At 61.2% G+C, this 26,149-nt stretch carries 24 protein-coding genes; 15 read left to right on the plus strand and 9 right to left on the minus strand.

Going from position 1 to position 26,149, the window contains the following annotated elements; translation table 11 throughout:
- The first annotated feature begins 80 nt into the window (after positions 1 to 80).
- On the plus strand, positions 81 to 2,360 hold the full coding sequence (locus ACOCLD_RS11970) for a fatty acid cis/trans isomerase (RefSeq protein ID WP_422909319.1): 2,280 nt from the start codon (positions 81 to 83) through the stop codon (positions 2,358 to 2,360).
- Positions 2,361 to 2,438: 78 nt separating this feature from the next.
- Here ACOCLD_RS11970 and ACOCLD_RS11975 read toward each other — a convergent pair whose 3' ends face one another.
- Entirely contained in the window at positions 2,439 to 4,004 is a 1,566-nt protein-coding gene (locus tag ACOCLD_RS11975) for a methyl-accepting chemotaxis protein (RefSeq protein WP_422909320.1), read from the minus strand.
- A gap of 278 nt (positions 4,005 to 4,282) precedes the next feature.
- Here ACOCLD_RS11975 and rlmM point away from each other — a divergent pair, with 278 nt between their 5' ends.
- Positions 4,283 to 5,338, plus strand: a complete 1,056-nt coding sequence (rlmM, locus tag ACOCLD_RS11980; RefSeq protein WP_422909321.1) for a 23S rRNA (cytidine(2498)-2'-O)-methyltransferase RlmM — start codon at positions 4,283 to 4,285, stop codon at positions 5,336 to 5,338.
- A 4-nt stretch (positions 5,339 to 5,342) separates the two neighbouring features.
- On the opposite strand, the gene ACOCLD_RS11985 is transcribed toward rlmM, so the two are convergent.
- Positions 5,343 to 6,884, minus strand: a complete 1,542-nt coding sequence (locus tag ACOCLD_RS11985; protein ID WP_422909322.1) for an alpha/beta hydrolase family protein — start codon at positions 6,882 to 6,884, stop codon at positions 5,343 to 5,345.
- Between the two features lie 187 nt (positions 6,885 to 7,071).
- Between ACOCLD_RS11985 and tusA the strand changes: the two genes are divergently transcribed.
- Both tusA and ACOCLD_RS11995 read left to right on the plus strand, forming a co-directional pair.
- Positions 7,072 to 7,323 carry a sulfurtransferase TusA gene (gene tusA / locus ACOCLD_RS11990; RefSeq protein ID WP_170048792.1) on the plus strand — a complete coding sequence of 84 codons (252 nt, stop codon included), beginning with the start codon at positions 7,072 to 7,074 and terminating at the stop codon, positions 7,321 to 7,323.
- Positions 7,323 to 7,778, plus strand: a complete 456-nt coding sequence (locus ACOCLD_RS11995; protein WP_422909323.1) for a gamma-glutamylcyclotransferase family protein — start codon at positions 7,323 to 7,325, stop codon at positions 7,776 to 7,778. The genes tusA and ACOCLD_RS11995 overlap by 1 nt, the downstream gene beginning before the upstream one ends.
- Here the strand turns inward: ACOCLD_RS11995 and ACOCLD_RS12000 are convergent.
- Entirely contained in the window at positions 7,736 to 8,818 is a 1,083-nt protein-coding gene (locus tag ACOCLD_RS12000; protein WP_422909324.1) for a DUF3080 family protein, read from the minus strand. The two genes, ACOCLD_RS11995 and ACOCLD_RS12000, sit on opposite strands and share 43 nt — an antisense overlap.
- Positions 8,818 to 10,197 carry an MATE family efflux transporter gene (locus ACOCLD_RS12005; protein WP_422909325.1) on the minus strand — a complete coding sequence of 460 codons (1,380 nt, stop codon included), beginning with the start codon at positions 10,195 to 10,197 and terminating at the stop codon, positions 8,818 to 8,820. The genes ACOCLD_RS12000 and ACOCLD_RS12005 overlap by 1 nt, the downstream gene beginning before the upstream one ends.
- 179 nt (positions 10,198 to 10,376) lie before the next feature.
- Here ACOCLD_RS12005 and pdxB point away from each other — a divergent pair, with 179 nt between their 5' ends.
- The gene (pdxB, locus tag ACOCLD_RS12010) at positions 10,377 to 11,519 is read left to right on the plus strand and encodes a 4-phosphoerythronate dehydrogenase PdxB (RefSeq protein ID WP_422909326.1); all 1,143 of its coding nucleotides are present in this window, start codon (positions 10,377 to 10,379) and stop codon (positions 11,517 to 11,519) included.
- A 39-nt stretch (positions 11,520 to 11,558) separates the two neighbouring features.
- On the opposite strand, the gene ACOCLD_RS12015 is transcribed toward pdxB, so the two are convergent.
- Complete coding sequence (locus ACOCLD_RS12015) at positions 11,559 to 11,735, minus strand: PA1571 family protein (RefSeq protein WP_374529006.1); 177 nt, start codon at positions 11,733 to 11,735, stop codon at positions 11,559 to 11,561.
- Positions 11,736 to 11,873: 138 nt separating this feature from the next.
- Between ACOCLD_RS12015 and ACOCLD_RS12020 the strand changes: the two genes are divergently transcribed.
- The 5 genes from ACOCLD_RS12020 (at position 11,874) to ACOCLD_RS12040 (ending at position 16,439) form a co-directional block, all read left to right on the plus strand.
- Positions 11,874 to 12,989 carry an ATP-NAD kinase family protein gene (locus ACOCLD_RS12020; protein ID WP_422909327.1) on the plus strand — a complete coding sequence of 372 codons (1,116 nt, stop codon included), beginning with the start codon at positions 11,874 to 11,876 and terminating at the stop codon, positions 12,987 to 12,989.
- 85 nt (positions 12,990 to 13,074) lie between these two features.
- Positions 13,075 to 13,650, plus strand: a complete 576-nt coding sequence (locus ACOCLD_RS12025) for a DUF1287 domain-containing protein (RefSeq protein WP_422909328.1) — start codon at positions 13,075 to 13,077, stop codon at positions 13,648 to 13,650.
- A 166-nt stretch (positions 13,651 to 13,816) separates the two neighbouring features.
- Positions 13,817 to 14,251 carry a thiol-disulfide oxidoreductase DCC family protein gene (locus tag ACOCLD_RS12030; RefSeq protein ID WP_422909329.1) on the plus strand — a complete coding sequence of 145 codons (435 nt, stop codon included), beginning with the start codon at positions 13,817 to 13,819 and terminating at the stop codon, positions 14,249 to 14,251.
- Positions 14,244 to 14,633 (plus strand): DoxX-like family protein, encoded by a 390-nt coding sequence (locus ACOCLD_RS12035; RefSeq protein WP_422909330.1) that lies wholly within the window; start codon positions 14,244 to 14,246, stop codon positions 14,631 to 14,633. The genes ACOCLD_RS12030 and ACOCLD_RS12035 overlap by 8 nt, the downstream gene beginning before the upstream one ends.
- A gap of 27 nt (positions 14,634 to 14,660) precedes the next feature.
- Positions 14,661 to 16,439: an ABC transporter transmembrane domain-containing protein gene (locus ACOCLD_RS12040; protein ID WP_422909331.1), complete on the plus strand. Its 1,779-nt coding sequence runs from the start codon at positions 14,661 to 14,663 to the stop codon at positions 16,437 to 16,439.
- 94 nt (positions 16,440 to 16,533) lie between these two features.
- Here the strand turns inward: ACOCLD_RS12040 and rhtA are convergent, their stop codons facing one another.
- From rhtA to ACOCLD_RS12055, 3 genes are all read right to left on the minus strand, one after another.
- Entirely contained in the window at positions 16,534 to 17,406 is an 873-nt protein-coding gene (gene rhtA, locus ACOCLD_RS12045; protein WP_422909332.1) for a threonine/homoserine exporter RhtA, read from the minus strand.
- 74 nt (positions 17,407 to 17,480) lie between these two features.
- The gene (locus ACOCLD_RS12050; RefSeq protein ID WP_090253248.1) at positions 17,481 to 17,762 is read right to left on the minus strand and encodes a pyrimidine/purine nucleoside phosphorylase; all 282 of its coding nucleotides are present in this window, start codon (positions 17,760 to 17,762) and stop codon (positions 17,481 to 17,483) included.
- Between the two features lie 96 nt (positions 17,763 to 17,858).
- On the minus strand, positions 17,859 to 18,410 hold the full coding sequence (locus ACOCLD_RS12055) for an exonuclease domain-containing protein (protein ID WP_422909333.1): 552 nt from the start codon (positions 18,408 to 18,410) through the stop codon (positions 17,859 to 17,861).
- 207 nt (positions 18,411 to 18,617) lie between these two features.
- On the opposite strand from ACOCLD_RS12055, the gene ACOCLD_RS12060 reads away from it, so the two are divergent.
- The 5 genes from ACOCLD_RS12060 (at position 18,618) to ACOCLD_RS12080 (ending at position 24,717) form a co-directional block, all read left to right on the plus strand.
- On the plus strand, positions 18,618 to 19,496 hold the full coding sequence (locus ACOCLD_RS12060) for an NAD(P)-dependent oxidoreductase (RefSeq protein WP_422909334.1): 879 nt from the start codon (positions 18,618 to 18,620) through the stop codon (positions 19,494 to 19,496).
- Positions 19,497 to 19,618: 122 nt separating this feature from the next.
- Positions 19,619 to 21,838, plus strand: a complete 2,220-nt coding sequence (locus ACOCLD_RS12065) for a GGDEF/EAL domain-containing response regulator (RefSeq protein WP_422909335.1) — start codon at positions 19,619 to 19,621, stop codon at positions 21,836 to 21,838.
- Positions 21,838 to 23,733 (plus strand): sensor histidine kinase, encoded by a 1,896-nt coding sequence (locus ACOCLD_RS12070; RefSeq protein WP_422909336.1) that lies wholly within the window; start codon positions 21,838 to 21,840, stop codon positions 23,731 to 23,733. Before ACOCLD_RS12065 ends, ACOCLD_RS12070 begins: the two co-directional genes overlap by 1 nt.
- Before the next feature lie 86 nt (positions 23,734 to 23,819).
- The gene (locus ACOCLD_RS12075; protein WP_257778507.1) at positions 23,820 to 24,080 is read left to right on the plus strand and encodes a YkgJ family cysteine cluster protein; all 261 of its coding nucleotides are present in this window, start codon (positions 23,820 to 23,822) and stop codon (positions 24,078 to 24,080) included.
- 34 nt (positions 24,081 to 24,114) lie between these two features.
- Positions 24,115 to 24,717, plus strand: a complete 603-nt coding sequence (locus ACOCLD_RS12080) for an START domain-containing protein (RefSeq protein WP_422909337.1) — start codon at positions 24,115 to 24,117, stop codon at positions 24,715 to 24,717.
- A gap of 66 nt (positions 24,718 to 24,783) precedes the next feature.
- On the opposite strand, the gene gltA is transcribed toward ACOCLD_RS12080, so the two are convergent.
- On the minus strand, positions 24,784 to 26,058 hold the full coding sequence (gene gltA, locus ACOCLD_RS12085; RefSeq protein ID WP_233684799.1) for a citrate synthase: 1,275 nt from the start codon (positions 26,056 to 26,058) through the stop codon (positions 24,784 to 24,786).
- Between the last annotated feature and the right edge of the window lie 91 nt (positions 26,059 to 26,149).

The following is a 26,149-nucleotide window of genomic DNA, read 5'->3' on the forward strand; positions in this document are numbered from 1 at the left end:
ATCCTGCTCATGTTTGTTGATTCGCCTTGCTTGCCTGGCGCCAGCTAGAATCGGCGCTTGGCCTTTTCAGGGATGTGCTTATGTTCTGCCGCTTACTGCTTGGCGCGTGTTTATTGTTCATCGGCTCGCTGCAGGCGGCGCAGCCGGTTTCCTACAGCCGCGACGTGCAGCCGATCTTTACCAAGAACTGTGTGGCTTGCCATGCCTGCTATGACGCGCCGTGCCAGCTTAATCTGGGCAGCGCCGCAGGGGCCGAACGTGGGGCGAGCAAAGCCGCCGTATACAACGGTACGCGCACTCAGGCTCAGGCTACTACGCGGCTGTTTCTCGACGCGCATGACCAGGCGGCCTGGCGGCGCAAGGGCTTTACCTCGGTGCTGGATGCGCAGGGCAGTCAGGCGGCGCTGATGGCGCGCATGCTGGAGCTTGGGCACCAGCAGCCGCTGGCCGCCAACAGCAAGTTGCCGGCGCAGCTGGATATCAGTATCAACCGCGCCAACCAATGCCCGCTACCACAGGAATTTGCCGAGTTCGCCCGCAAGAATCCGCAAGCCGGCATGCCGTTCGCGGTGACCGGTTTGACTGAGGCCGACTACCAGACGCTGCAAGCTTGGATCGAGCAGGGCGCGCCGGTCGATCAGCAGGCGTTGCAGGCCAGCGCCACCGAGGCGCAGCAGGTCGCCACTTGGGAAGCCTTTATGAACGCCCCCGGTGCCCGCGAGGCGCTGGTGTCACGCTGGCTCTACGAACACCTGTTTCTCGCCCACCTGCATTTTGCCGGTGGCGAGCCGGGGCACTTCTTCCAGATGGTGCGTTCGCGCACGCCCAGTGGCCAACCAGTGGATGTCATCGCCACGCGGCGACCCAATGATGACCCAGGCACCGAGTTCTATTACCGGTTGATCCCGGTGCAGGGCGTGATTGTGCACAAGACCCACATCACCTACGGGTTGAGTGCGGCCAAGCTGGCGCGGGTCAAGGAGTTGTTCTTTGCCAGTGACTGGCAGGCCGACGCCGTGCCTGGTTATGGCCTGCAGCGCCGTGCCAACCCATTCGAGACCTTTGCCGCGATTCCGGCCCAGGCGCGCTATCAGTTCATGCTGGATAACGCCGAGTACTTCGTGCGTACCTTTATTCGCGGCCCGGTATGCCGCGGGCAGATTGCCACGGATGTGATTCGCGACAACTTCTGGGCGCTGTTTCAGGACCCGCAGCACGATCTCTATATCACTGATGCCGAATACCGCGAGGAGGCCACCGCGTTGTTGGCCATGCCGGGGCAGCTTGATGGCATCACCGATCTGCCGGGCCTGTGGCGCAGCTACCGGGACAAACGCAATGCCTATGAAGCGCTGCGTATGCAGCGTTATGCCGATGCTCCCGCACCTAGCTGGTCGCATATCTGGGCCGGCAACGACAATGCCTTGCTGTCGATCTTCCGCCAGCACGATAGCGCCTCGGTGCGCAAAGGGCTGATTGGTGAAGTGCCGCAAACCCTCTGGTGGATGGATTACCCACTGCTGGAGCGCACCTACTACCAACTGGTGGTGAACTTCGATGTGTTTGGTAACGTTTCACACCAGGCGCAGACCCGTTTGTATTTTGACCTGATCCGCAATGGTGCCGAGGTCAACTTCCTGCGTCTGATGCCGGCCGAGTCACGCAAGAGTTATCTGGATGATTGGTACCAGAGCAGCGGCAAGCTGAAAATCTGGCTGGACTATCAGGCCATCGACAGTGACAGCCCGAGTGCGCTGCACTTGATCGCAGGTGACCCTAAACGCAGCTTTGTCGAAACCCTGCTGGAGCGTTATGGCAGCTTGAATGCGCGACCCGATCCGATCAACCGCTGCACGGGTGCGCATTGTCATCGCTCCGGCATAACCGCCGAGCTACAGCGTGCCGAACAATCCCTGAGTCGCTTGACCGGTAAACCAGGGGGCACGCTTAAGGTGATCAATCAGTTGCCGGAAGCCACCCTGTTACGCGTGGAGCTGACTGACGGGCAGCGCGAGGTTTACAGCCTGCTGCGCAACCGTGCGCACAGCAATGTGGCCTTTATGCTGGGCGAGGAACTGCGCTACCAGCCAGCGCTGGATACCCTGACGGTGTATCCCGGTGTGCTTAGCAGCTACCCGAACTTTATCTTCAATGTTCCGGCAGAGCAGGTGGCGGACTTCGTTGCAGCGCTGGAACAGACGCGTGATCAGTCAGCGTTTGAGAAGGTTGTCGAGCGCTGGGGCATTCGCCGTACGCATCCCGAGTTCTGGCGCTATTTCCACGATATGTCGGCGTATATCCAGCAGACTGAACCGGTGGAAGCCGGCGTGCTGGATATGAACCGCTACGAGAATTTGTAGGAGCCAGCTTGCTGGCGATCAGCGGATCACAGCATCGCCAGCAAGCTTGCTCCCATAGAGCAGTACACCGTTGCTGTTTTAGCGGTTAAAGCGTTCGACCAGTGCGTACTGACCGTTGGCGGTGGCCGTCAGGGCTTCGCTGAGCAGGGCGGTGTCATGCGCTTCGCCCGCGGTCTGGTCGGCCAGGTGGGCGATGGTGGTGATGCTGCGGTTGACCTCATCGGCCACTGCGCTTTGCTCTTCGGCGGCCGCGGCGATCTGGTTGGCCATATCGGTGATATTGGCTACTGCGTCGCTGATACCGGCCAGCGCTTCGTCGGCCTGCTGCACACGCTCAACCCCTTCGTCAGCCTGCTTGCGGCCGATTTCCATGGTCAGTACCGCTTCTTCTGCGGTGCGCTGCAACTTGGCGATCAATTGGTGGATCTGCCCGGTGGATTCGGCGGTACGCTGCGCCAGCGAGCGCACTTCGTCGGCCACCACGGCAAAACCACGGCCCATTTCCCCGGCCCGCGCCGCTTCGATGGCGGCGTTGAGGGCGAGCAGGTTGGTCTGGTCGGCGATGCCTTTGATCACATCGACCACGCCGCCGATTTCAGTGCTGTCATGGGCCAGGCGGGTCACCGTTTCACCGGTATCGCCGACCGATTGCGACAGGCGCTGAATAGCCTGACGAGTTTCGCTGGCAATGCTGCGGCCGGCACTGGTCAGGCGGTTGGCGTCCTGGGTGGCGATGGCAGTGCGGGCGACGTTGCTGGCCACTTCCAGTGTGGTGGCGGCCATTTCGTTGATGGCGGTAGCTACCTGATCGGTTTCGTTGCGCTGCCGCTCAAGTCCGGCGGAGCTGTTATGCGCCAGAGTGTCGGCCTGCTTGGCCTGTTGGGTGAGCTGCTCGGCGGTGTCCTGCAGACGGGTCAGGCAGGTTTTCAGGCGCGCTTCCTGGCTGAGGATGGACATTTCCAGGCGGCCTTGAGCACCACGGCTGTCGGTGTACATCTGCGCGATCAACGGGTCAGAGGTGGTCTGGTCGGCCAGGCGCAGCAGGCGTTTGAGGCCGCGTTGTTGCCAGTTCAAGCCGGCCAGGCCGAGCGGTACCGAGAGCGCCGCCGCCAGGGCAAAGCCCCAGCTGGAGTCGAGCCAGGCACCGATCAGGAAGCCGATCTGGCTGACCAGAATAAATGGCAGCCAGTCCTGCACGATTGGCAGCCAGCGGTCACTGCTGGGGATCGCCGATTTGCCGCTGTTGATCCGTTGGTAGAGGGCTTCTGCACGACGTACCTGTTCTGCAGTCGGTTTGACCCGCACGGACTCGTAGCCGATCACCTGATTGTTTTCTGTCACCGGCGTGACATAGGCGTTGACCCAATAGTGGTCACCGCTCTTGCAGCGGTTCTTGACGATGCCCATCCACGGCCGGCCCTTCTTTAGGGTGTCCCACATATGTTGAAACACTGCTGGCGGCACATCGGGGTGGCGCACCAGGTTATGCGGCGCGCGAATCAGTTCGTCACGGGTGAAGCCGCTGATATCGACGAAGGCGTCGTTGCAATAGGTAATCTGGCCTTTGAGGTCGGTGGTGGAAATCAGCCGCTGCTGCGCGGGGAATGTGCGCTCACGTTGAGTAATAGGTTGGTTATTGCGCATGGTGAGTTTTATTCCTTTAAGCGTTATCGGTACTTCGGCTGTTTGTCGCAGAAGTTTAGCTCGCGAACCTGGGTGTGCCCGATAGGGCAAAAGCTGTGACCTGACGAGCTTGGCACGAGCGGATAGTCGGTTGGCAGGCCTTAGCGGCCCGGCGCAGTGCGGGCAGTCTAACCCGAAGGTTGTGGCGCAGGCGAAGTGCGCATGGCCAGGTGAGCACTGAGGAAACAAACAGCAACACAGCCAGTCGGCTATGATGCGCGCCTTGAGGAGAGTGACCGATGAATAGCTTGCTGTTGCACTGCCGTCCCGGATTCGAAAACGAGGTCTGCGCAGAGATCGCCGAACAGGCTGCTTTGATGAATGTGGCCGGGTATGCCAAGGCCAAGCCGAACACGGCTTGCGCAGAATTTATCTGCACCGAGGCTGATGGTGCCGAGCGCCTGATGCGTGGGGTGCGCTTCACTCAGCTGATCTTCCCGCGGCAGTGGGCGCGCGGCGTATTTATTGACCTGCCGGAAACGGATCGCATCAGTGTGCTGCTGGCTCACCTGGCCGACTCGCCGGTGTTTGGCAGCCTGTGGCTGGAAGTGCTGGACAGCAACGACGGCAAGGAGCTGTCGAATTTCTGCAAGAAGTTCGAGGCGCCGCTGCGCAACGCCCTGAACAAGGCCGGCAAGCTGGTCGACGATGCACGCAAGCCGCGTCTGCTGCTGACCTTCAAGAGCGGCCGCGAGGTGTTTGTCGGCATGGCCGAGGCGAACAACTCGGCGCTCTGGCCCATGGGCATTCCACGGCTGAAATTCCCCCGCGAAGCGCCGAGCCGTTCGACCCTCAAGCTGGAAGAGGCCTGGCACACCTTTATCCCCCGCGAGCAGTGGGATGAGCGCCTCTCCGATGAGATGACCGGGGTTGACCTCGGTGCCGCGCCGGGCGGCTGGACCTATCAGCTGGTCAAGCGCGGCATGCTGGTAACCGCCATCGATAACGGGCCGATGGCCGAAAGCCTGATGGACACCGGGCTGGTCAACCACCTGATGGTCGACGGCTTCACCTGGACGCCCAAGCAGCCGGTGGACTGGATGGTCTGCGATATTGTCGAAAAGCCGGCGCGTACCGCCGCGATGGTGGAAACCTGGATCGGCGACGGCCATTGCCGGGAAGCGGTGGTCAACCTCAAGCTGCCGATGAAGCAGCGTTATGCTGAGGTGCGTCGCCTGCTGCAGCGTCTTGAAGATGGCTTTGCTGCACGCAAGATCAAGGTGTCGATCGCCTGCAAGCAGCTTTATCACGACCGTGAAGAAGTCACCTGTCACCTGCGCCGCATAGGTAAATAACCCCTCAGTGCCTGGCCAGTTGCGGCTGCAATGGCAGCAACTGCGGCCACTCGACGCTGCCTTGCAGCGTGCTGCTGGAGAGCTGCCAGGAGCCGTTGAGCAGGTACTGGCCGCTAAAGCCGCTGATGCGCAGGCCCAGAGTGTCGCCCGCTTGTAGCTGCGCGCTGACGGCAGCCAGTTCTGTGCTGGCTTGCCCGTTGAGCGGGGTGACTTGTTCACTGAGCACTGCACTGCTGCCATCGGCACGCTGGACCACTAGGGCGGCAAACAGTGTCGGCATTCCTTCGGCGTTTTCCAGATGCACGCGTGGCACGCCAACCAGGGCGCTGCTCGTCTGCACCTGTTGCAGCGGGATAAACCGTGCCGGTTGCAGCAGCCCGCTGCTGAGCGGCCGAATTGCGGTGGCCGGCAGTTCGATCCGTTGACTAGCCGGTAGTTGCTGCAGGGCCACGCCCTGATCCAGATCGAGACTGACGCAGAAATCGGGAATGCTCGCTGCCACGCCTGTGCGCCCGCGCAGCTTGTCTTCGTACCAACTGATGATGCTCTGATACAGGTTGATCGCCCGGCCATCGCAGTTCAGCACCGCCTCATTATTGAACGGCGGCAGGCCGCTCCAGCGTTGTATCGGTGGCGGCAGAATATGCCCGCCCTGCATGCCGAGCAGGCGCACATCACGGGTGCCTTGTTGCAGGCAATCGCGAATTGCCAGGCCCTGGTTGAGCGGGAACAGGGTGTCGCGCATGCCCTGGATCAGCAGGGCATCGGCTTGCGGGCGCTGACCGCGTGCGCAGTAGCTGGTCAGGCTGTGGGCCTTGAGTTCGTCGCACACGGGCTCGCGCATACGGCCGTCGGCGCTTTTCAGGTAGGGCGCCTGGACGAACTTGCCGAGGTCATAACCGGTGGACAAGCCCAGGCTGAGCAGCACGCTGGTCCAGCCGATTTTCAGATGGTTGTCCGGGGCCAGGGCTTCGCTGAGGTCGTACCAGGTGGCAATCGGCACAATCGCGTCAATACGCGGATCGGTCGCCGAGGCCAATAGCTGCACCGCGCCGCCGTAGCTTTCACCGAGCATGCCGACTTTCGGATCGTTTGCTGCGTCCATGCTCAGGCGTGGCAGATTGGCAACGGCCCAGTCGATCACGGCCAGGGCGTCCTGCACCTCGTACTCAGGGTCCATCATCTCGATAGCGCCTTCGCTGCCGCCCCAACCGCGCTGGTCGTAGCTGATTACCCAGTAGCCGGCCTGCCAGGCTTTTAATGCGGCGCGACCGGACATCATCTGCGTGCCATAGAAACCGTTCGGCCGGGTGACTCGCCAGCCGCCCCAACCGTGGGTGTGCACGATCACTGGCGCCTGCTCGCCGGCCTTCAGCGCTGGCTGAAAGACCGTAGCCGACAGCCGTGTGCCGTCGCGGCCGTAGATCACTGCATCGAAATAGGTGGCTGGCAGATCCTGCTGCGCGGTGGCGCTGAAGTCCGGCAGTTGATCACGGGCGGCGCAACCGCTGAGCAGCAGGGTGGCAAGTAACAGGGCAAGGCGCATAGATGGCTCTTATTGGAATGGTGGACGCTGCGCAGCCTGCCTGATCAGGGCGTGGCTGCCTGCCCATCCAAGGTTGTGTTGACCTGTTGTCGGGCCAATCGCGCTACGCAGAGGTTTTCCATCAGGCGCTAGATGACCTTTGGGTCAGCTTTGCGCGAGAATAGCGGCCTGCTACTGGAGCCAGCCGATGTCTTTGCAAACCACCGCCATTCCCGATGCCACCCTCGACGCCACTGGGCTCAATTGCCCCGAGCCGGTGATGATGCTGCACAACAAGGTGCGCGACCTGCAGGCCGGCGGCCTGCTCAAGGTGATTGCCACCGACCCCTCGACCCGCCGCGACATTCCAAAATTCTGCGTGTTTCTCGGCCATGAGTTGGTGGAGCAGGCCGAGGACGGCGCGACCTACCTCTATCTAATTCGCAAGAAGCTCGACTGATGCAGTGGTACTTCGCCTACGGCTCGAATATGAATCCGGCGCGCATGCAGGCGCGCGGCATGACGGTGCTGGAGGCGCTGCCTGGGCATTTGCCGGGTTACAGCCTGTGCTTTAACAAGCGCGCGGCGGACCGAGCGCCGGGGCGGGCCTACGCCAATATCCGGCATCAGCGCGAGGGACGGGTGGAAGGTGTGCTGTATCGCCTGGCCGACGCGGGTGAGATCGCCAAGCTGGATCACTTCGAAGGTACGCCAGTCTATTACAGCCGCGAATGCCTGCCGATTGTCGCGGCCCACGGCGTGCAGCCGGCCTGGGTGTATATCGCCAACCCGGCGTTTCGCGAAGAAGGCTTGCTGCCCAGCGCCGATTACCTGGCCCATCTGCTGGCTGGGCGTGAGTTGTTGTCCGAAACCTACTGGTCGACGCTCGCGGCCTGGTCGGTCCATCCCGACTGACCAGGCGCCAGGCCGCAGCTGTTCAGCACCGTTTGCCAGCTGCGCACATGCCGTGCGGTGGCCTGCTGAAAGTCCGCCCATAACGACGCTTCGTCACTGCTCAATTGCTGCAGATACACCCGTGTCGCTGGCGGTATCTGCGCCACGCCGCTGAGGCTGCGTAGGCTGCTGCTCCAGGCCTGACCGCGTTGATCCACCCGCGCCAGGTAGGGCTGCAGGCTGCCGGCGTAATACTTGACGAAGATGTTTTGCACGATGCGTGCACGTTCCGTGGCCTTGCCCGTGGGGCAGAGCGGTCGGCCCTGTTGGCGGCTGTTCAGCATGTCGCTGCCCTGGTTGAGGCTGTGAGTCAGGCTGGCCAGGCTGCTGATCAACTGACCGCCCTGGTCGCTGGCGTGTAGGGCAAAGAACAGCGGATCCAGTTGCTCTGCACTCGGTGGCAGCGCATCAGGCAGCGCGCTGCCGATAGCGGCCAACTGTGCCAGGGCATCCAGCGCCGCGTTATCTTCGGCGGCATTGGGCGGCAGGGGCTGTTCGGCAAAGCGCAGGTAGCGTTCGACTTCCGGGCTTGCATTCAGGGCATTCCAGAATACGCCGGGCAGTTGCGCGCGTTTTTCCTGCGCCAGTTGTTCAAGAGTGTTGCGCAGGGGTTGCTGGTCCTGGCTGCGCAGGTGCGCGCTGCAGGAGTCCAGGGCGCGCAGCAGGTCGCCTTCATAAGCCAGACGGCTGCTGGGCGTGAGTTGTTTGCCGAGGCTGTTGTTGCGCTGGCTGATTTGCTGTTGCAGCGTCGGGCAGCGACGCACATCCACTAACAGGTCCAGCAAGCTAATACGCAGTTCGGCAATCTCGATTAGCCGTTCGCGGCGGGCCGGCAGGCGATAGCGGGTCAACTCATTAGCGTCGAAAGCCGTTGCCGGTTCGACATCCAGGGCGTTGCTCAGGCGCTGTAGGTAATCGGCCTGCAGCGCCAGGCCATCATCGGCAGGCGTGCAGGCGCACAGGCAAAGTGCAGTGAGCAGAAGCAGCAGGCGGGCGTTCATCAGGCCATCTTAGTGGCTCGAATGCGTTTGCGCGCGCTGCCGGCCAGGCGTACGGCGAGCATGCCGCCGGCGCAGGTCAGGCCGACCACCAGGCCCTGCCAGAGCCCGCTGGGGCCGCTGGGCTCGCCGAACCAGTCGGTCAGGCCGAGCACATAACCCACCGGCAAGCCGATGCCCCAATAGGCGAACAGGGTCAGGATCATGGTCACGCGGGTGTCCTGATAACCGCGCAGAGCGCCGGCAGCCGTCACCTGAATGGCATCGGAGAACTGGAACAGCGCCGAATACACTAGCAGGGTGGTGGCCACTGCAATTACCGCGCGGTCCGGGGTATAGATCTGCGCAATTTGTTCGCGCAACAGCAGCATCAGACTGGCCGACAGGCAGGCGTAGCCTAGCGCCGCCGCCATGCTTACCCCCGCAGCAAAGCGTGCTTCACGCGGCTCGCCACGGCCCAGGGCCTGACCAACGCGCACGGTGGCGGCCATGCCGAGCGAATACGGGATCATGAAGACCATGGAGCTGAAATTCAGGGCGATCTGGTGTCCGGCCACCACGGTGGCGCCTAGGCCGCCGATTAGCAGGGCGATCACGGCGAAGATGCTCGACTCGGCAAACACCGCGATACCAATCGGCAAACCGACCGAGAGCAGGCGCTTGAGCACCGGCCACTGCGGCCATTCGAAGTGGCTGAAAATCTTGCTCGGCTGATAGAACGGCGCCCATTTCACCCACCAGAGCATGCTCAGGAACATAAAGCCCATCACCAGTCCGGTGGCCCAGCCGCAGCCGACGCCGCCCATGGCCGGCAACCCGAGCTTGCCGTAAATAAAGATGTAATTGAGCGGGATATTCAGCGCCAGGCCGCATAGGCCGATGACCATGCTTGGCCGGGTATGCCCGAGGCCGTCACTGAAGCAGCGCAGCACGTGGTACAGCGCCACAGCCGGAAAACCGCAGGCCACAGCACGCAGGTAGCCCATGGCGGGCTCTATCAGCGCTGGGTCGACGTTCATCAGGCTGAGGACAATTTCCGCGTTCCACAGGATCACCGCCGCCGCGATGCCCACCGTCAGCGCCAACCACAGAGCCTGGCGCACCAGTGGGCCGATTTCGGTATGCGCACCAGCACCGAAGCGCTGGGCGACCTTGGGCGTGGTGGCCAGCAGAATGCCGGTCATCAGCAGAAACACCGGCACCCAGATCGAGTTGCCCAGCGCCACGGCGGCCAGATCCTGCGGGCTGACCCGGCCGGCCATCACGGTGTCGACGAAGCCCATGGCGGTGTTGGCCAACTGGGCAATGATGATCGGCGTTGCCAGCTTCAGCAGGCTGTAGAACTCGGTGCTGACGCGTTGCAAGCGGGTTTGGGCAAGCATTCAGGTGTATCCGGCTGTGTATCAGGAAACCGTGCAGTCTACGCCTTGACGGCTTGGTCAGGAAACCTTGTTGCGCGTTGTTTCAGTGCGGCGGGCACATTACGCGACTTAGCGTAGCCAAGCTGTGTTGGCAGGTTAGAATGCCGGCCTGATTTGCGGAGCACGGGAACAGACCCTCTATGCGCATCGTTGCTGATGAAAATATCCCTCTGCTTGACGAATTCTTTGCCGGGTTTGGCGAGATTCGCCGCCTGCCCGGCCGCAGTATTGATGCGGCGGCGGTCGCCGATGCCGACCTGCTGCTGGTGCGTTCGGTGACTCAGGTTGATCGCGCGCTGCTCGACGGCTCGGCAGTCAAGTTTGTCGGCACCTGCACCATCGGCACCGACCATCTGGACCTCGACTACTTCCAGCAGGCCGGTATTACCTGGGCCAGTGCGCCAGGCTGCAATGCCCGTGGTGTGGTTGACTATGTGCTGGGCAGCCTGCTGGTGCTGGCCGAGCAGCAGGGCGTTGACCTGGCGACGCGCACCTATGGGGTGGTCGGCGCAGGCCAGGTCGGCAGCCGTTTGCTCAAGGTGCTGCGTGGCCTGGGCTGGCGTGTGCTGGTCTGCGATCCGCCGCGTCAGGAGGCTGAGGGCGGTGATTTCGTCAGCTTGCAGCAGGTGTTGGATGAGTGTGACGTGATCAGCCTGCATACGCCGCTGGAGCGTCTGGGGGAACATGCCACCCATCATCTGTTTGATAGTACCCGCTTGGCTGCGCTCAAACCAGGCAGTTGGCTGATCAACGCCAGCCGCGGCGCGGTAGTAGATAACCAGGCGTTGCGCGAGTTGCTGGCGCAACGCAGCGATCTGCAGGTGGTGCTGGATGTCTGGGAAGGCGAGCCGCAGGCGGATGTTGAGTTGGCCGCGTTATGCCGTATCGCTACGCCACATATTGCCGGTTACAGCCTCGACGGCAAGCTACGCGGCACGGCGCAGATTTATCAGGCGTTGTGTCAGTACCTGGGCGTTGTGCCCAGCGTTGAACTGGCGCAATTGATGCCCGCCGCTTGGCTGAGTGAGCTGACTATCGATGCCAGCGCTGATCCGGCTTGGGCCCTGGCCAGTATCTGCCGTGCGGTGTATGACCCGCGCCGCGATGATGCGGATTTTCGCCGGAGCCTGCAGGGCGATGCGGCAACCCGGCGGGCGGCGTTTGACGGGCTGCGCAAGCATTACCCGATGCGCCGGGAAATCGACGGATTGGCGGTTTGCGTAAAGGGTGATGCGCCGGTGTTGGTCAGCCTGGTGCAGGCGTTGGGCGCGAGATTGAATTAGCAGTAGCGAAGGGCAGCGAATGCTGCCCTGGCAGGAAACTTACTTACGGTTTTCGGCTTGCTTTTGAGCTTTTTCCAACGCGGTGCAGGCCTGTTGGATCATCTCTTCGGTGATCGGGATTTCGCGGCCCTGGGCATCAATGACAAAGCCACCAATCGGCATGGTCGGGGCTTTTTGCGAATTCTGTTGTTGGCTGTGCATGGCGGGTCTCCTCATCGGTTAGCGCGATTTTATGAGTGTTAGATGAAGGCGCTATGACAACTGCGACGGCAGAAAACCGCCGCAAGACACAGGGCAAATCAGTCATAGCAGGCACTGTGCCAGGTGCACGTAGGTATTGAATCAGAGGGTGTTATGGGGCTTTTCCATATTGGCTTGATCATCAACCCATTGGCCGGGCTGGGCGGCCCGGCGGGTTTCAAGGGCAGTGACGGCATGGCCGAACAGGCCCTGGCTTTGGGGGTTGAGGCCAAAGCGGCGCTGCGCACGCAAACCGCCCTTGAGGTGCTGCTGCCGCTGCGTGAACGCCTGGAGTTCGTTACCTCTCCCGGCGCCATGGGCGCCGATTTGCTTGCCGAGATGGGCTTTGCCCACCGTGTGGTCGGTGAGCTGGGCGAGGGGCCGAGCAGCGCCGCTGATACCCGTCAGGCGGTTGAGCTGCTGCAGGACGCTGGTGTGGCGCTGATTCTGTTTGCCGGCGGCGATGGTACGGCGCGCGACATTTGTGCTGTGGTGAACGAGTCGCAGCCGGTGCTGGGGATTCCGGCCGGGGTGAAGATTCAGTCCGGGGTCTACGCCATCAGTCCGCGTGCAGCCGGTGAGTTGACTGCGCGGCTGATCGAAGGCGGTCTGGTGCGCCTGAGCAGCTGTGAAGTGCGCGATATTGATGAAAGCGCCCTGCGCGAAGACCGCGTGACTGCGCGCTGGTACGGCGAACTGACGGTGCCGCAGGAAGGCGGCTATGTGCAGCAGGTCAAGCAGGGCGGGGTGGAGTCCGAAGAGCTGGTGCTGAATGATCTGGCCGACTGGCTGCAGGACAGCTGGGAAAACGATGTACGTTATGTCTTCGGCCCCGGTTCGACCCTGCATGGCCTGGCGCAGAACCTCGGCTTGCAGACCACGCTGCTGGGCGTCGATGTGATCGAGAATGGTCAGCTGCTGGCCAGTGATGTCACCGAAACGCAGCTGTTCGAGCTGATTGATGGCCATCCAACGCGCCTGCTGGTGACTGCGATTGGCGGCCAGGGCCATATCATCGGCCGTGGCAACCAGCAGATCAGCCCACGGGTGCTGCGCGCCATCGGCCTGGAAAACCTGCGGGTGGTCGCCACCAAGCGCAAGCTCGGCACGCTGGAAGGTCGGCCGTTGCTGGTGGACAGTGGTGATACGGCGCTGGACGATGCCTTCCCCGACGTGGTGCGCGTGTGGGCCGGTTATAAGGAAGAGCTGCTGTATCCGGTTGCACGCTGAAACTAAAGGGTAGGAGCCAGTTTGCTGGCGATCATTGGTCAACCGCCAGCAAGCTGGCTCCTACAAAAGGCTCGGGAGATTTTCAATGCGTGTTGCGCTGACTCTGTTATTGGGTTGCCTGCTGGCCTTTGACGCCTGGGCACTGCAGGCCGATGTCCTGGTCACAGCGGCCCGCGAGCAGGTCGGCGTAACCCTGAGTTATGACCCTGCTTACCGCCGCCTGAGTTACCCCAATGGCGATGTACCGCTCAATACCGGCGTGTGCACTGATGTGGTAATCCGCGCGCTGCGCCAGCAAGGCCTGGATTTGCAGCAAGCGGTGCATCAGGACATGCGCGCGAACTTTCGCCTGTATCCCAAGAACTGGGGGCTTAGCCGGCCCGACAGCAATATCGATCATCGCCGCGTGCCAAACCTGATGACCTGGTTCAAGCGCCAGGGCTGGTCGCTGGCGCCTGGTCAGGATGCCGCGCGCTATCGTCCTGGCGATATTGTCACCTGGGATCTGGGCGGCGGCCTGACCCATATCGGCATTATCAGCGACCGCCAGGCTGGCAGCGGGGTGCCCCTGGTGCTACACAATATCGGCCGTGGCACCCAGGAAGAGGACATCCTTTTCAGCTTTAAGATCACCGGCCATTACCGTATCCCGGCCGCCTAAGAGCCTGTTTACGATCTGCTGCGCGTCGGCCATCCTGCGTTAAAAACAGCCTCGGAATGCTCATTTACAACCAGTAAACTCCGCTTCCTCGGCTGTTTTTGCCTTGTCTGGCTCTAGCTCGCGAGATCGTAAACAGGCTCTAAGGGCTGCATTGAAGGAGTTGGGTATGCAGGAGCAAACACGTCCACCCCTTATCCAACCAGGCGAGCGCGTGGTGTTGTTCGACGGGGTGTGCAAGCTGTGCAACGGCTGGGCGAAGTTTCTGATTCGTCATGACGCTGAGCAGCGCTTTCGCCTGGCTTCGGTGCAATCGGCCGAGGGCCAGGTGCTATTGGCCTGGGGCGGCTTGCCCACCGAGCGTTTCGATACCATGGCCTTGATCGAGAATGACCAGATGCTGCTGCGTTCGGATGCGGTACTGCGCATCGTCGCGCAATTGCCTAAGCCATGGCGCTGGCTGGCCTGGCTGCGGTTGATTCCACGGCCTGTGCGTGACTGGTGCTACAACCGTATTGCCCTGAATCGCTACCGGCTGTTTGGGCGCTATGACAGCTGCCTGATACCCAGCGCCGACCATGCCCGGCGCTTTTTGCATGACTGATCCGCGTTTGCTGCAAATCGCCTGGGTCGCGCGTATCGCCCTGGCGCTGGTGTTTATCTGGCACGGCCTGGTGCCGAAGATTCTCTGGCTAAGCCCCGACGAGCTGGCGATGATCCAGGCGCATAACTTGCCTGCTCCCGAATGGGTGGCGCGCATCGCCGGGCTGGCGGAAATCATCCTGGGTTTATTGCTGCTGTGGCGGCGTCAGCGTTGGCCCTTGCTGCTGGCCGGCATGCTGTTGATTGGCTTGCTGCTTGATGTGGCGCTATTGAGTCCCCATCTACTGCTGCAGGCATTCAATCCGCTGAGCACCAATCTCGCCGCTTTGGCGCTGTGTTGGCTGGCCTGGCGGGCGGAAACGCCGCAATCGCCTTCTCATTAACGGGCGTCAATGCCCCAGCGAGCCTGCATGCTTTCGATCCTGTCTTCCCGTCAGCGCAATGCCCTGCGTATGGCCTGGCGCTTTATTGCGCCCTATCGTGGTCGCGTATTCGGGGCCTTGTTGGCGCTGATGTTTACCGCCGCCATCACCCTGTCGATGGGCCAGGGCATCAAGCTGCTGGTCGATCAAGGCCTGGCCACGCAGTCGCCGGCAGCGTTGCAGCAGTCGATCGGGCTGTTCTTCGTGCTGGTATTGGCGCTGGCTATCGGCACTTTTACCCGTTTCTACCTGGTGTCGTGGATTGGTGAGCGCTTTGTCGCCGATATCCGCAAACGGGTGTTCAACCACCTGATCGAACTGCACCCGGGCTTTTATGAGAGCAACCGCAGCTCGGAGATTCAGTCGCGCCTGACTGCCGATACCACGCTGCTGCAATCGGTGATCGGCTCGTCACTGTCGATGGCGCTGCGCAACCTGATCATGCTGGTCGGCGGCAGCGTGTTGCTGGTGGTGACCAATGCCAAACTCAGCGGCATCGTGCTGATGGCGCTGCCGCTGGTTGTGGCGCCGATTCTGATCTTCGGCCGCCGCGTGCGTGCGTTGTCGCGGCAGAGCCAGGATCGGGTGGCGGATGTCGGCAGCTATGTTGGTGAGGTGCTGGGGCAGATCAAGACCGTACAGGCCTACAACCACCAGAATGAGGACAAGCGCCGCTTTGGCCTGTCCGCCGAGGCCGCCTTCGATACCGCGCGCCAGCGTATCGCCCAGCGTGCCTGGCTGATTACCGTGGTGATCGTGCTGGTGCTCGGCGCGGTGGGGGTGATGCTCTGGGTCGGTGGTATGGACGTGATTGCCGGACGAATTTCCGGCGGTGAGCTGGCGGCGTTCGTGTTCTACAGCCTGATCGTCGGCTCGGCCTTTGGCACGTTGAGTGAGGTGATCGGTGAGCTACAACGCGCTGCGGGTGCCGCCGAGCGCATCGCCGAACTGCTGCAGGCGCGCAATGAAATCACCCCGCCGGCTACAGATGGTCTGCATCTGAGCCAGCCGGTGCAGGGCCGTATCGAGCTGCAAGGGCTGTGTTTCGCCTACCCGTCGCGCCCCGGCAGTTTTGCCGTGGATGGCATCGACCTGCAGGTAGCTGCTGGGGAAACCCTGGCGCTGGTCGGGCCGTCTGGCGCAGGCAAATCGACGCTGTTTGATCTGCTGCTGCGCTTTTTCGACCCGCAGCAGGGCCGTATTTTGATTGATGGCGTACCGATCCAGCAGCTCGATCCGCGCGAGCTGCGCAGCAGCTTTGCCCTGGTGTCACAGAACCCGGCGCTGTTCTTCGGCTCGGTGGAGGACAATATCCGCTATGGCAAAACCAGCGCGACGCTGGCTGAAGTCGAAGCGGCAGCTAAAGCTGCGCATGCCCATGAGTTCATCATGAAGTTGCCGAATGGCTACCAGACTCATCTGGGCGATGCCGGGCTGGGGTTGTCCGGGGGCCAGCGTCAGCGCCTGGCGATTGCTCGTGCGCTGTTGGTGGATGCGCCGATTCTGCTGCTCGATGAGGCGACCAGTGCACTGGATGCCGAGAGCGAGCATCTGATTCAGCAAGCCTTGCCGCCGCTGATGGAGGGGCGCACGACTCTGGTGATCGCCCATCGGCTGGCCACGGTAAAAAGTGCTGACCGCATCGCAGTGATCGAGCACGGCAAACTGGCCGCGATTGGCACGCACAGCGAGCTGGTCAGCAGCAGTCCGCTGTATGCGCGCCTGGCCGAGTTGCAATTTAGCAATGAGGCTGAAACGGTCAATTGATGCTGTGGGAGGGGCTTTAGCCGCGATCAGGGGGCTGCTGTTTTGCTTTGTCGCGGCTAAAGCCCCTCCCACCAGAGCAGGTACGCGCGGGCGCTTAAAGCGGCTTGGCTTTCGGCCTGATGGTTGCCGCCGCACCGGCCGAGGCAAGGATGATGGCGCTGATCGCCAGCCATTGGCTGAGGGTCAGGCGCTCGCTGAGGAACAGCAGACCGGACAGCGCGGCAATCGCCGGCTCCATGCTCATCAGGATGCTGAAGGTGCGCGCGGGCAGGCGGGTCAGGGCGACCATTTCCAGGCTGTAGGGCAGGGCCGAGGAGAGTACGGCGACGCCGAGGGCGACGGGCAGCAGGTCCAGGGAAAAAAGGCCGCTGCCGGCTTGCCACAGGCCAATCGGGAACACCAGCAGGGCCGCAACGATGGTGCCGAGTGCCACAGTCTGCTTGCCGTGCTCAGCGCCGGCCTGTTGTCCGAAAACGATATACAGCGCCCAGCACAGCCCAGCCGCCAAGGCCAGGCCCATACCGACGGGGTCCAGCGGCACCTCGCTTTGGCCGGTGGGCAGCAGCAGCCAGAGGCCGAAAACTGCCAGGGCGATCCAGACGAAATCCACCAAACGGCGTGACGACAACAGCGCCAGGCCCAGCGGGCCGGTGAATTCCAGGGCCACGGCGATGCCCAGCGGAATGGTTTTCAGCGAGAGGTAGAACAGCAGGTTCATACCGCCCAGTGACAGCCCGTAAGCCAGCAGCGAACGGCTGGACTTCAGCGTCAGCTTGGCCTGCCACGGGCGCATCAGGATGCACAGGATCAGCGCGCCAAGGCTCAAGCGCAGGGCCGTGGTACCGCTGGCGCCAATCTCCGGGAACAGCCCCTTGGCCAGGGATGCGCCGCTCTGGATCGAGGTCATGGCGATCAACAGCAACAGGATCGGCAGGATCACCAGAGAAAATTGCGTTGAGCGCGGCATGGCTGTTCCTTGGTTTTTGTTCGTTAATAAAAAAGCCGGCCACTGAGGCCGGCTTTCAGGCACCTGGCCGGGGCTTAGCGGTATTCACACAGGTAGGCGGTGTCGGCCGCTACCTTGAGCTGAAACTTGCTGTCGGCCGGTACGGTGAACTTGCTGCCGCTGGTGAAGGTTTCCCAGTTGTCGCTGCCTGGCAGTTTCACGGTCAGGGCGCCGGCGACAACGTGCATGATTTCTAGCTGGTTGGTGCCAAACTCGTATTCGCCTGCAGCCATCACGCCAATGGTGGCCGGGCCTTCAGCCATGCCGAAGGCGATGGATTTGACGGTGCCGTCGAAGTATTCATTGACCTTGAACATCTGCAGTTCCTCGATAAAGGGATTAAAAGCGCTGGCTGCCAGTTGCGGCAGGCCATGGAAAAAGGCTCGCCAGTATGCCCAAGCGGTTTTTCTTCGTCATCTGCTTTGCGCAGGCAAAACCAGTGGCAGCAGCCGGGCGGTATTGCGCGCATCGGTGAGGGCGCGGTGCTGTTGACCCTGGAAGGCCAGGCCCGCGAGGTTGAGGGCCATCTTCAGGCCTATCGGCTTGGCCAGTTGGCGGGCCTCGGCAAAGCGTTTCTTCAGGTTGATGTGGGGGATCTGGCTCAGATAGCTGTTCAGCCCATGGGCCAGCCATTCCTGTTCGAACTGACGGCGGTCATAGTCACCCCAGCTGGCCCAGCCGGCCAGTTGTGCCTGATGGCTCTGCAGCCAGCGCTCGAACTGCGCCCAGACTACTGAAAGCGGAGCGGCCGCATCCACATCGGCCTGGCTTATCTGCGTCAGCTGACGGCAAAAGTGCGTCAGATGCGGACGCCGGGTAGGGCGGACAAAGCGCTGAAAGTGCTCAACCTCATGGCCATCGCGGGTCACCAGGCTGGCGCCGATTTCGATGATTTCCATTTCTGCGACTGGCCAGCCACCGTCTTCGGTGGTGGCTTCCAGGTCGATTACCAGCCAATGCTGCATAAGCCCTCCTTTGCCTGTGGCGAGTATGGAAGCGGAATCGGCTGCGGGTAAAGCCTGTCTGTCGGCTGCATCCATACAGTTTTGCCCTTTGGCTGTGCTGGTATTGGCCGCAGGTGGCGGGCATGCTTGCAGCCTAGGGGCTGAGCGGCGCGTAATGCGGTGCTGGGCGGTACGAGCGGTAACTGAAATCAGCGTAGAGGTGTTGGCATGGCAAAGGTGGCGTTTATCGGGCTGGGGGTGATGGGCTACCCGATGGCGGGGCATCTGGCGCGCGCCGGCCATCAGGTGTGTGTGTACAACCGCACGGCCGGCAAGGCTGTGCAGTGGGCGAACGAGTATGCCGGCAGCCATGCGCCAACCCCGCGTGAAGCCGCTGCTGGCGCCGAGTTTGTGATGGTCTGTGTTGGCAATGACGATGACCTGCGTGGCGTGGTACTGGGTGACGATGGTGCCTTCGCTGGCATGCAAGCTGGGGCTGTGTTGGTTGACCACACCACTGCGTCGGCTCACGTGGCGCGTGAACTTGCTGCACAGGCCAGCCAGCTGGGACTGGGCTTTCTCGATGCCCCGGTTTCCGGTGGCCAGGCTGGTGCACAGAACGGTGTGCTAACCATCATGGTCGGCGGCGCAGAGGCCACCTACGCCAAGGCCGAGCCGGTACTGCAGCCCTATGCTCGCATGACACGTCTGATGGGGGAGGCCGGCAGTGGTCAACTGACCAAGATGGTCAATCAGATCTGCATAGCCGGCCTGGTCCAGGGATTGTCCGAAGCTCTGCATTTTGCCCAGTGCGCAGGCCTTGATGCGCATGGCGCCATGGAAGTGATCGGCAAGGGGGCTGCGCAGTCCTGGCAGCTGGATAACCGTCACAAGACCATGCTGGCCGGCGAGTTCGAACATGGTTTTGCCGTGGACTGGATGCGCAAAGACCTTTCTATCCTGCTGGATGAAGCGCGTAGCAATGGCGCGCAGCTGCCAGTGACGGCGCTGGTCGATCAGTTCTATGCCGACGTACAGAGCATGGGCGGCGGCCGTTGGGACACCTCAAGTCTGTTGGCCCGCCTGCAGGGTCGCAACACCCGCTGAGTCTAAGCATTCGCGCCTCGTGCGCGGATTGCCTGGCGTCTGGAGAGGGCCGTCTATACTGAGCTGACAGCCAGTCAGGAATCGGTTGTGTTCCCACTCCATCAGGTATGCGGGCACCTTTCATGGATGAGCAATTTGCGTTCAGCGACGACGAACTTCCCGGCCCTGTAAGCCCGCGTGTATGGCGTGTGCTGGCGGTCGATGATGATGTCGATTTCCAGCGCGCGACTGCCTTTGCCCTGAGTGAGCTTGAGGTGCTGGGGGGGCGTGTTGAGCTGGTGCAGGCATTCAGCTGCCGCGAAGCCCAGATGATGTTGGCCCAGCAGCAGGATATCGCCCTGGTGCTGCTCGATGTTGTGATGGAAACCGAAGATGCTGGCCTGCGCCTGATCCATTCCCTGCGTGAGGTGATCGGCAACCGTGATGCCCGTGTGGTGCTGCTGACTGGTGAGCCCGGGCTGGCCCCGGCCCATGAAGTGATGCGTGACTACGACATCAACGACTACTGGGCCAAAAGCGAGCTGTGCGCCGAGCGACTGCTGACTGTGCTGACAGCCGCCGTACGCGGTTATGCCCAGTTGCGCGCGGTGGCCACTGCCCGGCGCGGCTTGCAGATGATTGTCGAGTCGAGCAATGCACTGTTCTGCTCGAAGAGTACCCGTGAACTCTCAGCCAAGATCCTTACGGAAATCAGCTCACTGCTGAATCTACAAACCGAGGGCGTGGTCTGCTTGCGCTTGGATGAAATCCAAGATGAGGCCGAGTTGGCCGTGCGCATCGTCGGCGCCAATGGCCGCTTCAGTGGGGCTGTCGAAGGCAATCTGGACAGTCTCGACGCGCCACAGGTGGCAAAAGCCTTGAGCCAGTGCCTGCGGGAGCAACAGACCCTGCGTCTAGCCGAAGCTACGGTGCTGTTCTTTCCACGTTTTCAGGCGGGAGCAGACTACGCCTGTTATGTAACTTGTGAGCGGCCGCTGGATGACACCGAGATTGAGCTGCTTCAGGTATTCAGCGTCAGCATCAGTCGTGGTCTGTACAACGTTGCGTTGTTCAGCCGTCTGGAGGAAATGGCCTACCAGGATGACCTGCTGAAGATCCCCAACCGTAACGCGCTGATCCGCATGCTGGACATGACCCTGAAGTCGAATGGCAAGGATCAGTCAGTGCTGGTGTTGATCGACATCGATAATTTTTCCGGAGCCAATACGGCCTTTGGTACAGGCTATGGCGACTTTATCCTCGGCCTAGTGGCCAAGAAGTTGCGCGATGCCTTCAGCAGCGAGGTGCTGATTGCGCGAGTGCGTGATGACCTGTTTGCCATTCTCGGTCCGCAGACACAGGTACGGGCGGCGGAGATCGTGGCGCTGTTTCGCCGACACAAACGGCCCTATGAACTGGGGCAGGTGCACAGCCTGAGTAGCGTGACCATGCACCTTGCCGACTTTACCGGTTCAGCCAGTGTGGCCTTGCAGGATGCCCTGTTGACCCTCAAGCAGGCCAAGCGCCTGGGCCATGATCAGCATGGTGTTTACGATCCACGCTTGCAGAGTGCGCACGCCGAGTCGTATCGCATGCTGCTGGCGCTGCGTGATGCAGTCGAGGCTGGGCAGATCAGCGTGGAGCTACAGCCGCAGATTGATCTACGCACGCAGCGCGTCACCGGGGTGGAGGCATTGGCACGTTGGCGCAAGGCCGATGGCAAGATGGTGCCACCGCTAAGCTTCATTCCCCTGGCCGAAGCCACCGGTTATATCCTGCCGCTGGGCGATTTGCTGATGCGCCTGGCGCTGCAGGCGGCCAAGCAACTGGCCGATGCGGGTTACCCGCAGATTCGCGTGGCGGTCAACGTCTCGGCGCCACAGCTGCTCCAGCACGATTTTATCGAGCGTTTCAGCTCTCACCTGCAGGCCGCCGGGGTTACCCCCCAGCAGATCGAAGTGGAAATCACCGAATCGGTGGCCATGCGCACTTTCGATACCGTGTGTGAAAAGCTTAGGGCCCTGCGTGCCATGGGAGTGGAGGTGGCGATTGATGACTTTGGCACCGGTTTTTCCTCGCTCAGCTACCTGCGTTTGCTGCCGGCAGATCGCTTGAAGATCGACCGCAGCTTTATTTTGGAGATTGGCGAGGTCAGTGATCAGCAGATGATTGCCGAGGCAGTCATCCAGATCGCTGCGCGGGTCGGAATGCAAGTGATCGCCGAAGGTGTGGAAACTCAGCAGCAGGCCGACTGGATACTCAGTCACGGTTGTCGGCAGGCGCAGGGTTACCTGTTTGCCAAGCCGATGGCATGTGCAGAGCTGCTGGACTGGCTTGGCTGTTGGTCCGAGCGCCAGCGCTGATGGTTGAAGCAGTCTATCGCAGGCTATTGGTGCGTCCGGTAAGGCGTTATCTACTGCTGCTGTTTGTGCCATGGAGCGTGCTGATCCTGTTGCTGATGGCATTACTCTACGAGCGCCTGTTGGATGCGCGGCTTGATCCATTGCTGCGTGATCAACAGGTCAGCCTCAATGAAGGCGTGGGTGTGCTCAATCGCCATCTGGCCATGTTGCGCGGCAATGTGCAGTTTCTGATTCAACAGCCCTTGTTGGCCGAGGTGCTCGGCAACCCCAGCGCAGAAAATCGGCATGCCCTGAGCCAGTTATTTGTCGAGTTTGCGCGCAGCACCGCCAGTTATGACCAGATTAGCTGGCTGGACGAACGTGGGGCCGAGCAGGTGCGTGTGGATTGGCATGCCGGTGCACCGCAGGTGCGCGTCCAGGCAGAACTGCAGAACCAGGCCCAACATTATTACTTTGTCGAAACCATGAACCTGGACCGCGGTAGCTTCTACCTGTCGCGCTTCGACCTGAACAAGGACTTTGGTGTGGTCGAGCAGCCGCTCAAGCCTACCTTGCGCGGGGCTCAACCGGTCTTTGACGCTCAAGGCAAACGCCGCGGCATTCTGGTACTCAATTACCTCGGCCAGGTCCTGCTGCAGCGCCTGGCCGATGTTTCTCGTAGCTACGGCAACAACCTGACTCTGGTCGATCACGAAGGTTACTGGCTGCTGGCCGCTGCCGAGCAGGATGCCTGGGGCTTTGACCTGGGTAAGCCTGACGCCACGTTGGCCAGTCGTCATCCGGCTAGCTGGCAGCGCATGCAAAGTGTGCGTAATGGTGTGTTTACCGACGCTGCCGGGGTCTGGGCTTTTGCCACATTCGACCCTTACCAGCGCAGCGGGCAAGCTTCCGGTGCAGGCGAACAATGGTTGCTGGTGTCTCACTTGCCACATGAGCAGGTGCAGGCGTTGCGGATCGAAGTGTTCTGCTTGGTATTGCTGTTTGTTTGCCTGGCGTTGTCGATGGGGATGCTGGTGGCTATCCGTCTGGGCCTTGCCGAACATGAGCGTGACCAGGTGCGTCAAGCGCTGGAAATCAGCAGTCAGGCTCTGCAACAGAGCAATGACGAACTGCGCGATACGGTGGATCAGTTGCAACGTACCCGTGGTGCACTCCTGCAGGCGGAAAAGCTGTCTTCGCTGGGTACCCTGGTGGCGGGTGTTGCGCATGAGCTGAACACGCCAATCGGCGCAGCCAGTGTTGCGGCTTCTGCCCTGGAAGCAGGTAATCAGGCGGTGCAGCGTGGTCTGGAGGAAGGGCTGCAACGCTCCGCGCTGGAGAAGTTTCTGCAGCGCAATGATGAAGGCCTGGCGATTATCCGCAACAGCCTGTCGCGGATGGCGCAGCTGACCCGGGCGTTCAAGCAGTTGGCCAGTGATCGTGCCAGCATCGAGCGAAGAACCTTCGATCTGGTTGAGCTGGTGCGTGAGGTGTTGCTGTTGTTTACCCCGAAGCTGAAACAGGCGGCGCAACAGGTGGTTCTTGAGCTGCCTGACAGCTTGTTGCTCGACAGTTATCCGGGGCCGCTGGGGCAGATTCTGCAGAACCTGATCGACAATGCGCTGACGCATGCGTTTACTGAGGGCGAGCCGGGTGTGGTTACGCTGCGTGCAGAACATGATGTGCTGCGCCATGAGTGCGTGATTGAAGTGCGCGATAACGGCTGCGGCATGACTAATGAGGTGCTGAGCAAGATTTTCGATCCGTTCTACACCACCCGCCGTGGGCGCGGTGGCACCGGACTCGGCTTGCACATCACTCATCAACTGGCGGTGGATATTCTCGGCGCTGAGCTGCAAGTGCGCAGCACAGTGGGGCAGGGCACGCAGTTCCGATTGCGTTTACCGCTCGCCTGAATCTGTGCGCTCTTGGCTGCCAAGCCTACCTGGGCAGCGTAAAATTGGTGGGTTATCGATTTCTGTTGTAGTCGAGGTCTGCCCCAATGAATTGCCGTGCTGGCTGCGGTGCCTGTTGTATTGCCCCTTCGATCACTTCGCCCATCCCCGGCATGCCGCACGGCAAGCCCGCTGGTGTGCGTTGTGTGCAACTGGATGCCAACAACTACTGTTTGATCTTCGGTAGGCCGGAGCGTCCGGCTGTTTGTTCAGCTTTTCAGGCGGATATTGAGGTGTGTGGCAGCACTGACGAGCAGGCTATTCAGTTGCTCGGCTGGCTGGAACAGAGTACTGCTGTGTCGCACTGATACTGTGTTGCAGGTTCACCGTGGCGGGGGCGTAATGAAGCGAGTTGGTCAGTGGTTTCTGGGGAGTTGCCTGCTGCTGGCGGCCAATCTGATACAGGCGCAGCCATGGCAGCTGGTCAAGGATGAAGCGGGGATACAGATCTATCTGCAGACTATTCCTGGCTCAAGTTTTCAGGCTTTTCGCGGCGTGACACGCATGCGGGTGAGCATGCCCAGGTTGTTGGCCTTGCAGGACGATGTCAGTGCGGCGTGTCACTGGATTCATGCTTGCAGCGAGCAGAAGTTGCTCGCCCATGACGGCAAGCAAAGCTGGGCCTACACACGCTTTCACACGCCCTGGCCGGTCCAGCGGCGCGATTCGATTTTGCAGGTCACCACCGAGCAGGCCGCCGATGGCAGTGTGACCCGTGTTTTGCACGGGGTGGCGGATTATTTACCGCAACAGAAGGGGTTTGTTCGTGTCAGCAAGGTCGAAGGGTTCTGGAGCCTGACGCCTCGTGACGGCGAGATCGAGGTGATCTATCAGGTACATTCCGAACCTGGCGGCAGTGTCCCGGCGTGGCTGGCCAACAGCTTTGTCGTCGATGCGCCGTTCAATACCTTGCAGGCGTTGCGCCAATTGGCGGAAGAGCAATAGAACTGCCTGCAACAAGAAGCAAAAAAGGCTGCCCGAGGGCAGCCTTTTTTATGCAGCATCACTGAATTACTTGTTCAGATCACGCTGCTTGTAGCCAGTGTACAGTTGGCGCGGACGGCCAATTTTGTACGGGCTGGAGAGCATTTCCTTCCAGTGCGAGATCCAGCCGACGGTACGCGCCAGGGCGAAGATCACGGTGAACATGCTGGTCGGGATGCCGATGGCCTTGAGGATGATGCCCGAATAGAAGTCGACGTTCGGGTACAGGTTGCGTTCCTTGAAGTACGGATCGGTCAGGGCGATCTCTTCCAGACGCATGGCCAGCTGCAGCTGCGGGTCGTTGGTGATGCCCAGTTCCTTCAACACTTCGTCGCAGGTCTGTTTCATCACGGTGGCACGCGGGTCGCGGTTTTTGTAAACGCGGTGACCAAAGCCCATCAGCTTGAACGGATCGTTCTTGTCTTTGGCTTTGGCGATGAACTTGTCGATGTTTTCCACGCTGCCGATTTCGTCGAGCATGGTCAGCACCGCTTCGTTCGCCCCGCCGTGTGCCGGGCCCCAGAGGGCGGCAATACCGGCCGCGATACAGGCAAACGGGTTGGCACCCGAAGAGCCGGCCAGGCGTACGGTGGAGGTGGAAGCGTTCTGCTCATGGTCGGCGTGCAGGATAAAAATCTTATCCATGGCTTTGGCCAGTACCGGGCTGATCGGTTTGATCTCGCACGGGGTGTTGAACATCATGTGCAGGAAGTTTTCCGCGTAGTTCAGGTCGTTACGCGGGTACATCATCGGCTGACCCATGGAGTACTTGTAGGTCATAGCGGCGATGGTTGGCATCTTGGCGATCAGGCGCATGGCCGATACTTCGCGGTGATGCGGGTTATTGATGTCCAGGGAATCGTGGTAGAAGGCCGACAGGGCGCCGACTACACCACACATGATGGCCATCGGGTGAGCGTCACGGCGGAAGCCGTTGAAGAAGGTCTTCAGTTGCTCGTGAACCATGGTGTGGTTCTTGATGGTGCTGACAAACTTGGCTTTTTCTTCTGCGTTTGGCAGTTCGCCGTTGAGCAGCAGGTAGCAGGTTTCCAGGTAGTCGGATTGCTCTGCCAGCTGTTCGATGGGGTAGCCGCGGTGCAGCAGGATGCCTTGGTCGCCGTCGATGTAGGTGATCTTCGACTCGCACGAGGCGGTGGACATAAAGCCAGGATCAAATGTGAAACGGCCCGTGGCGGTTAAGCCCCGTACGTCAATTACATCGGGACCAACGGTGCCGGTTAAAATGGGCAGCTCGACGGGGGCTGCGCCCTCGATGATCAACTGCGCTTTTTTGTCAGCCATGTGTGGCCTCCTAGTTATGCTTGAAATCATCTGACTGCCCCCCACGCAGGGCCCGCACCACTATAGTGAGATAAATTCGAATGTCAATTTG

Origin of the sequence: Pseudomonas cimarronensis, from assembly GCF_049331905.1 — a bacterium.
Taxonomy (GTDB): Bacteria; Pseudomonadota; Gammaproteobacteria; order Pseudomonadales; family Pseudomonadaceae; genus Aquipseudomonas.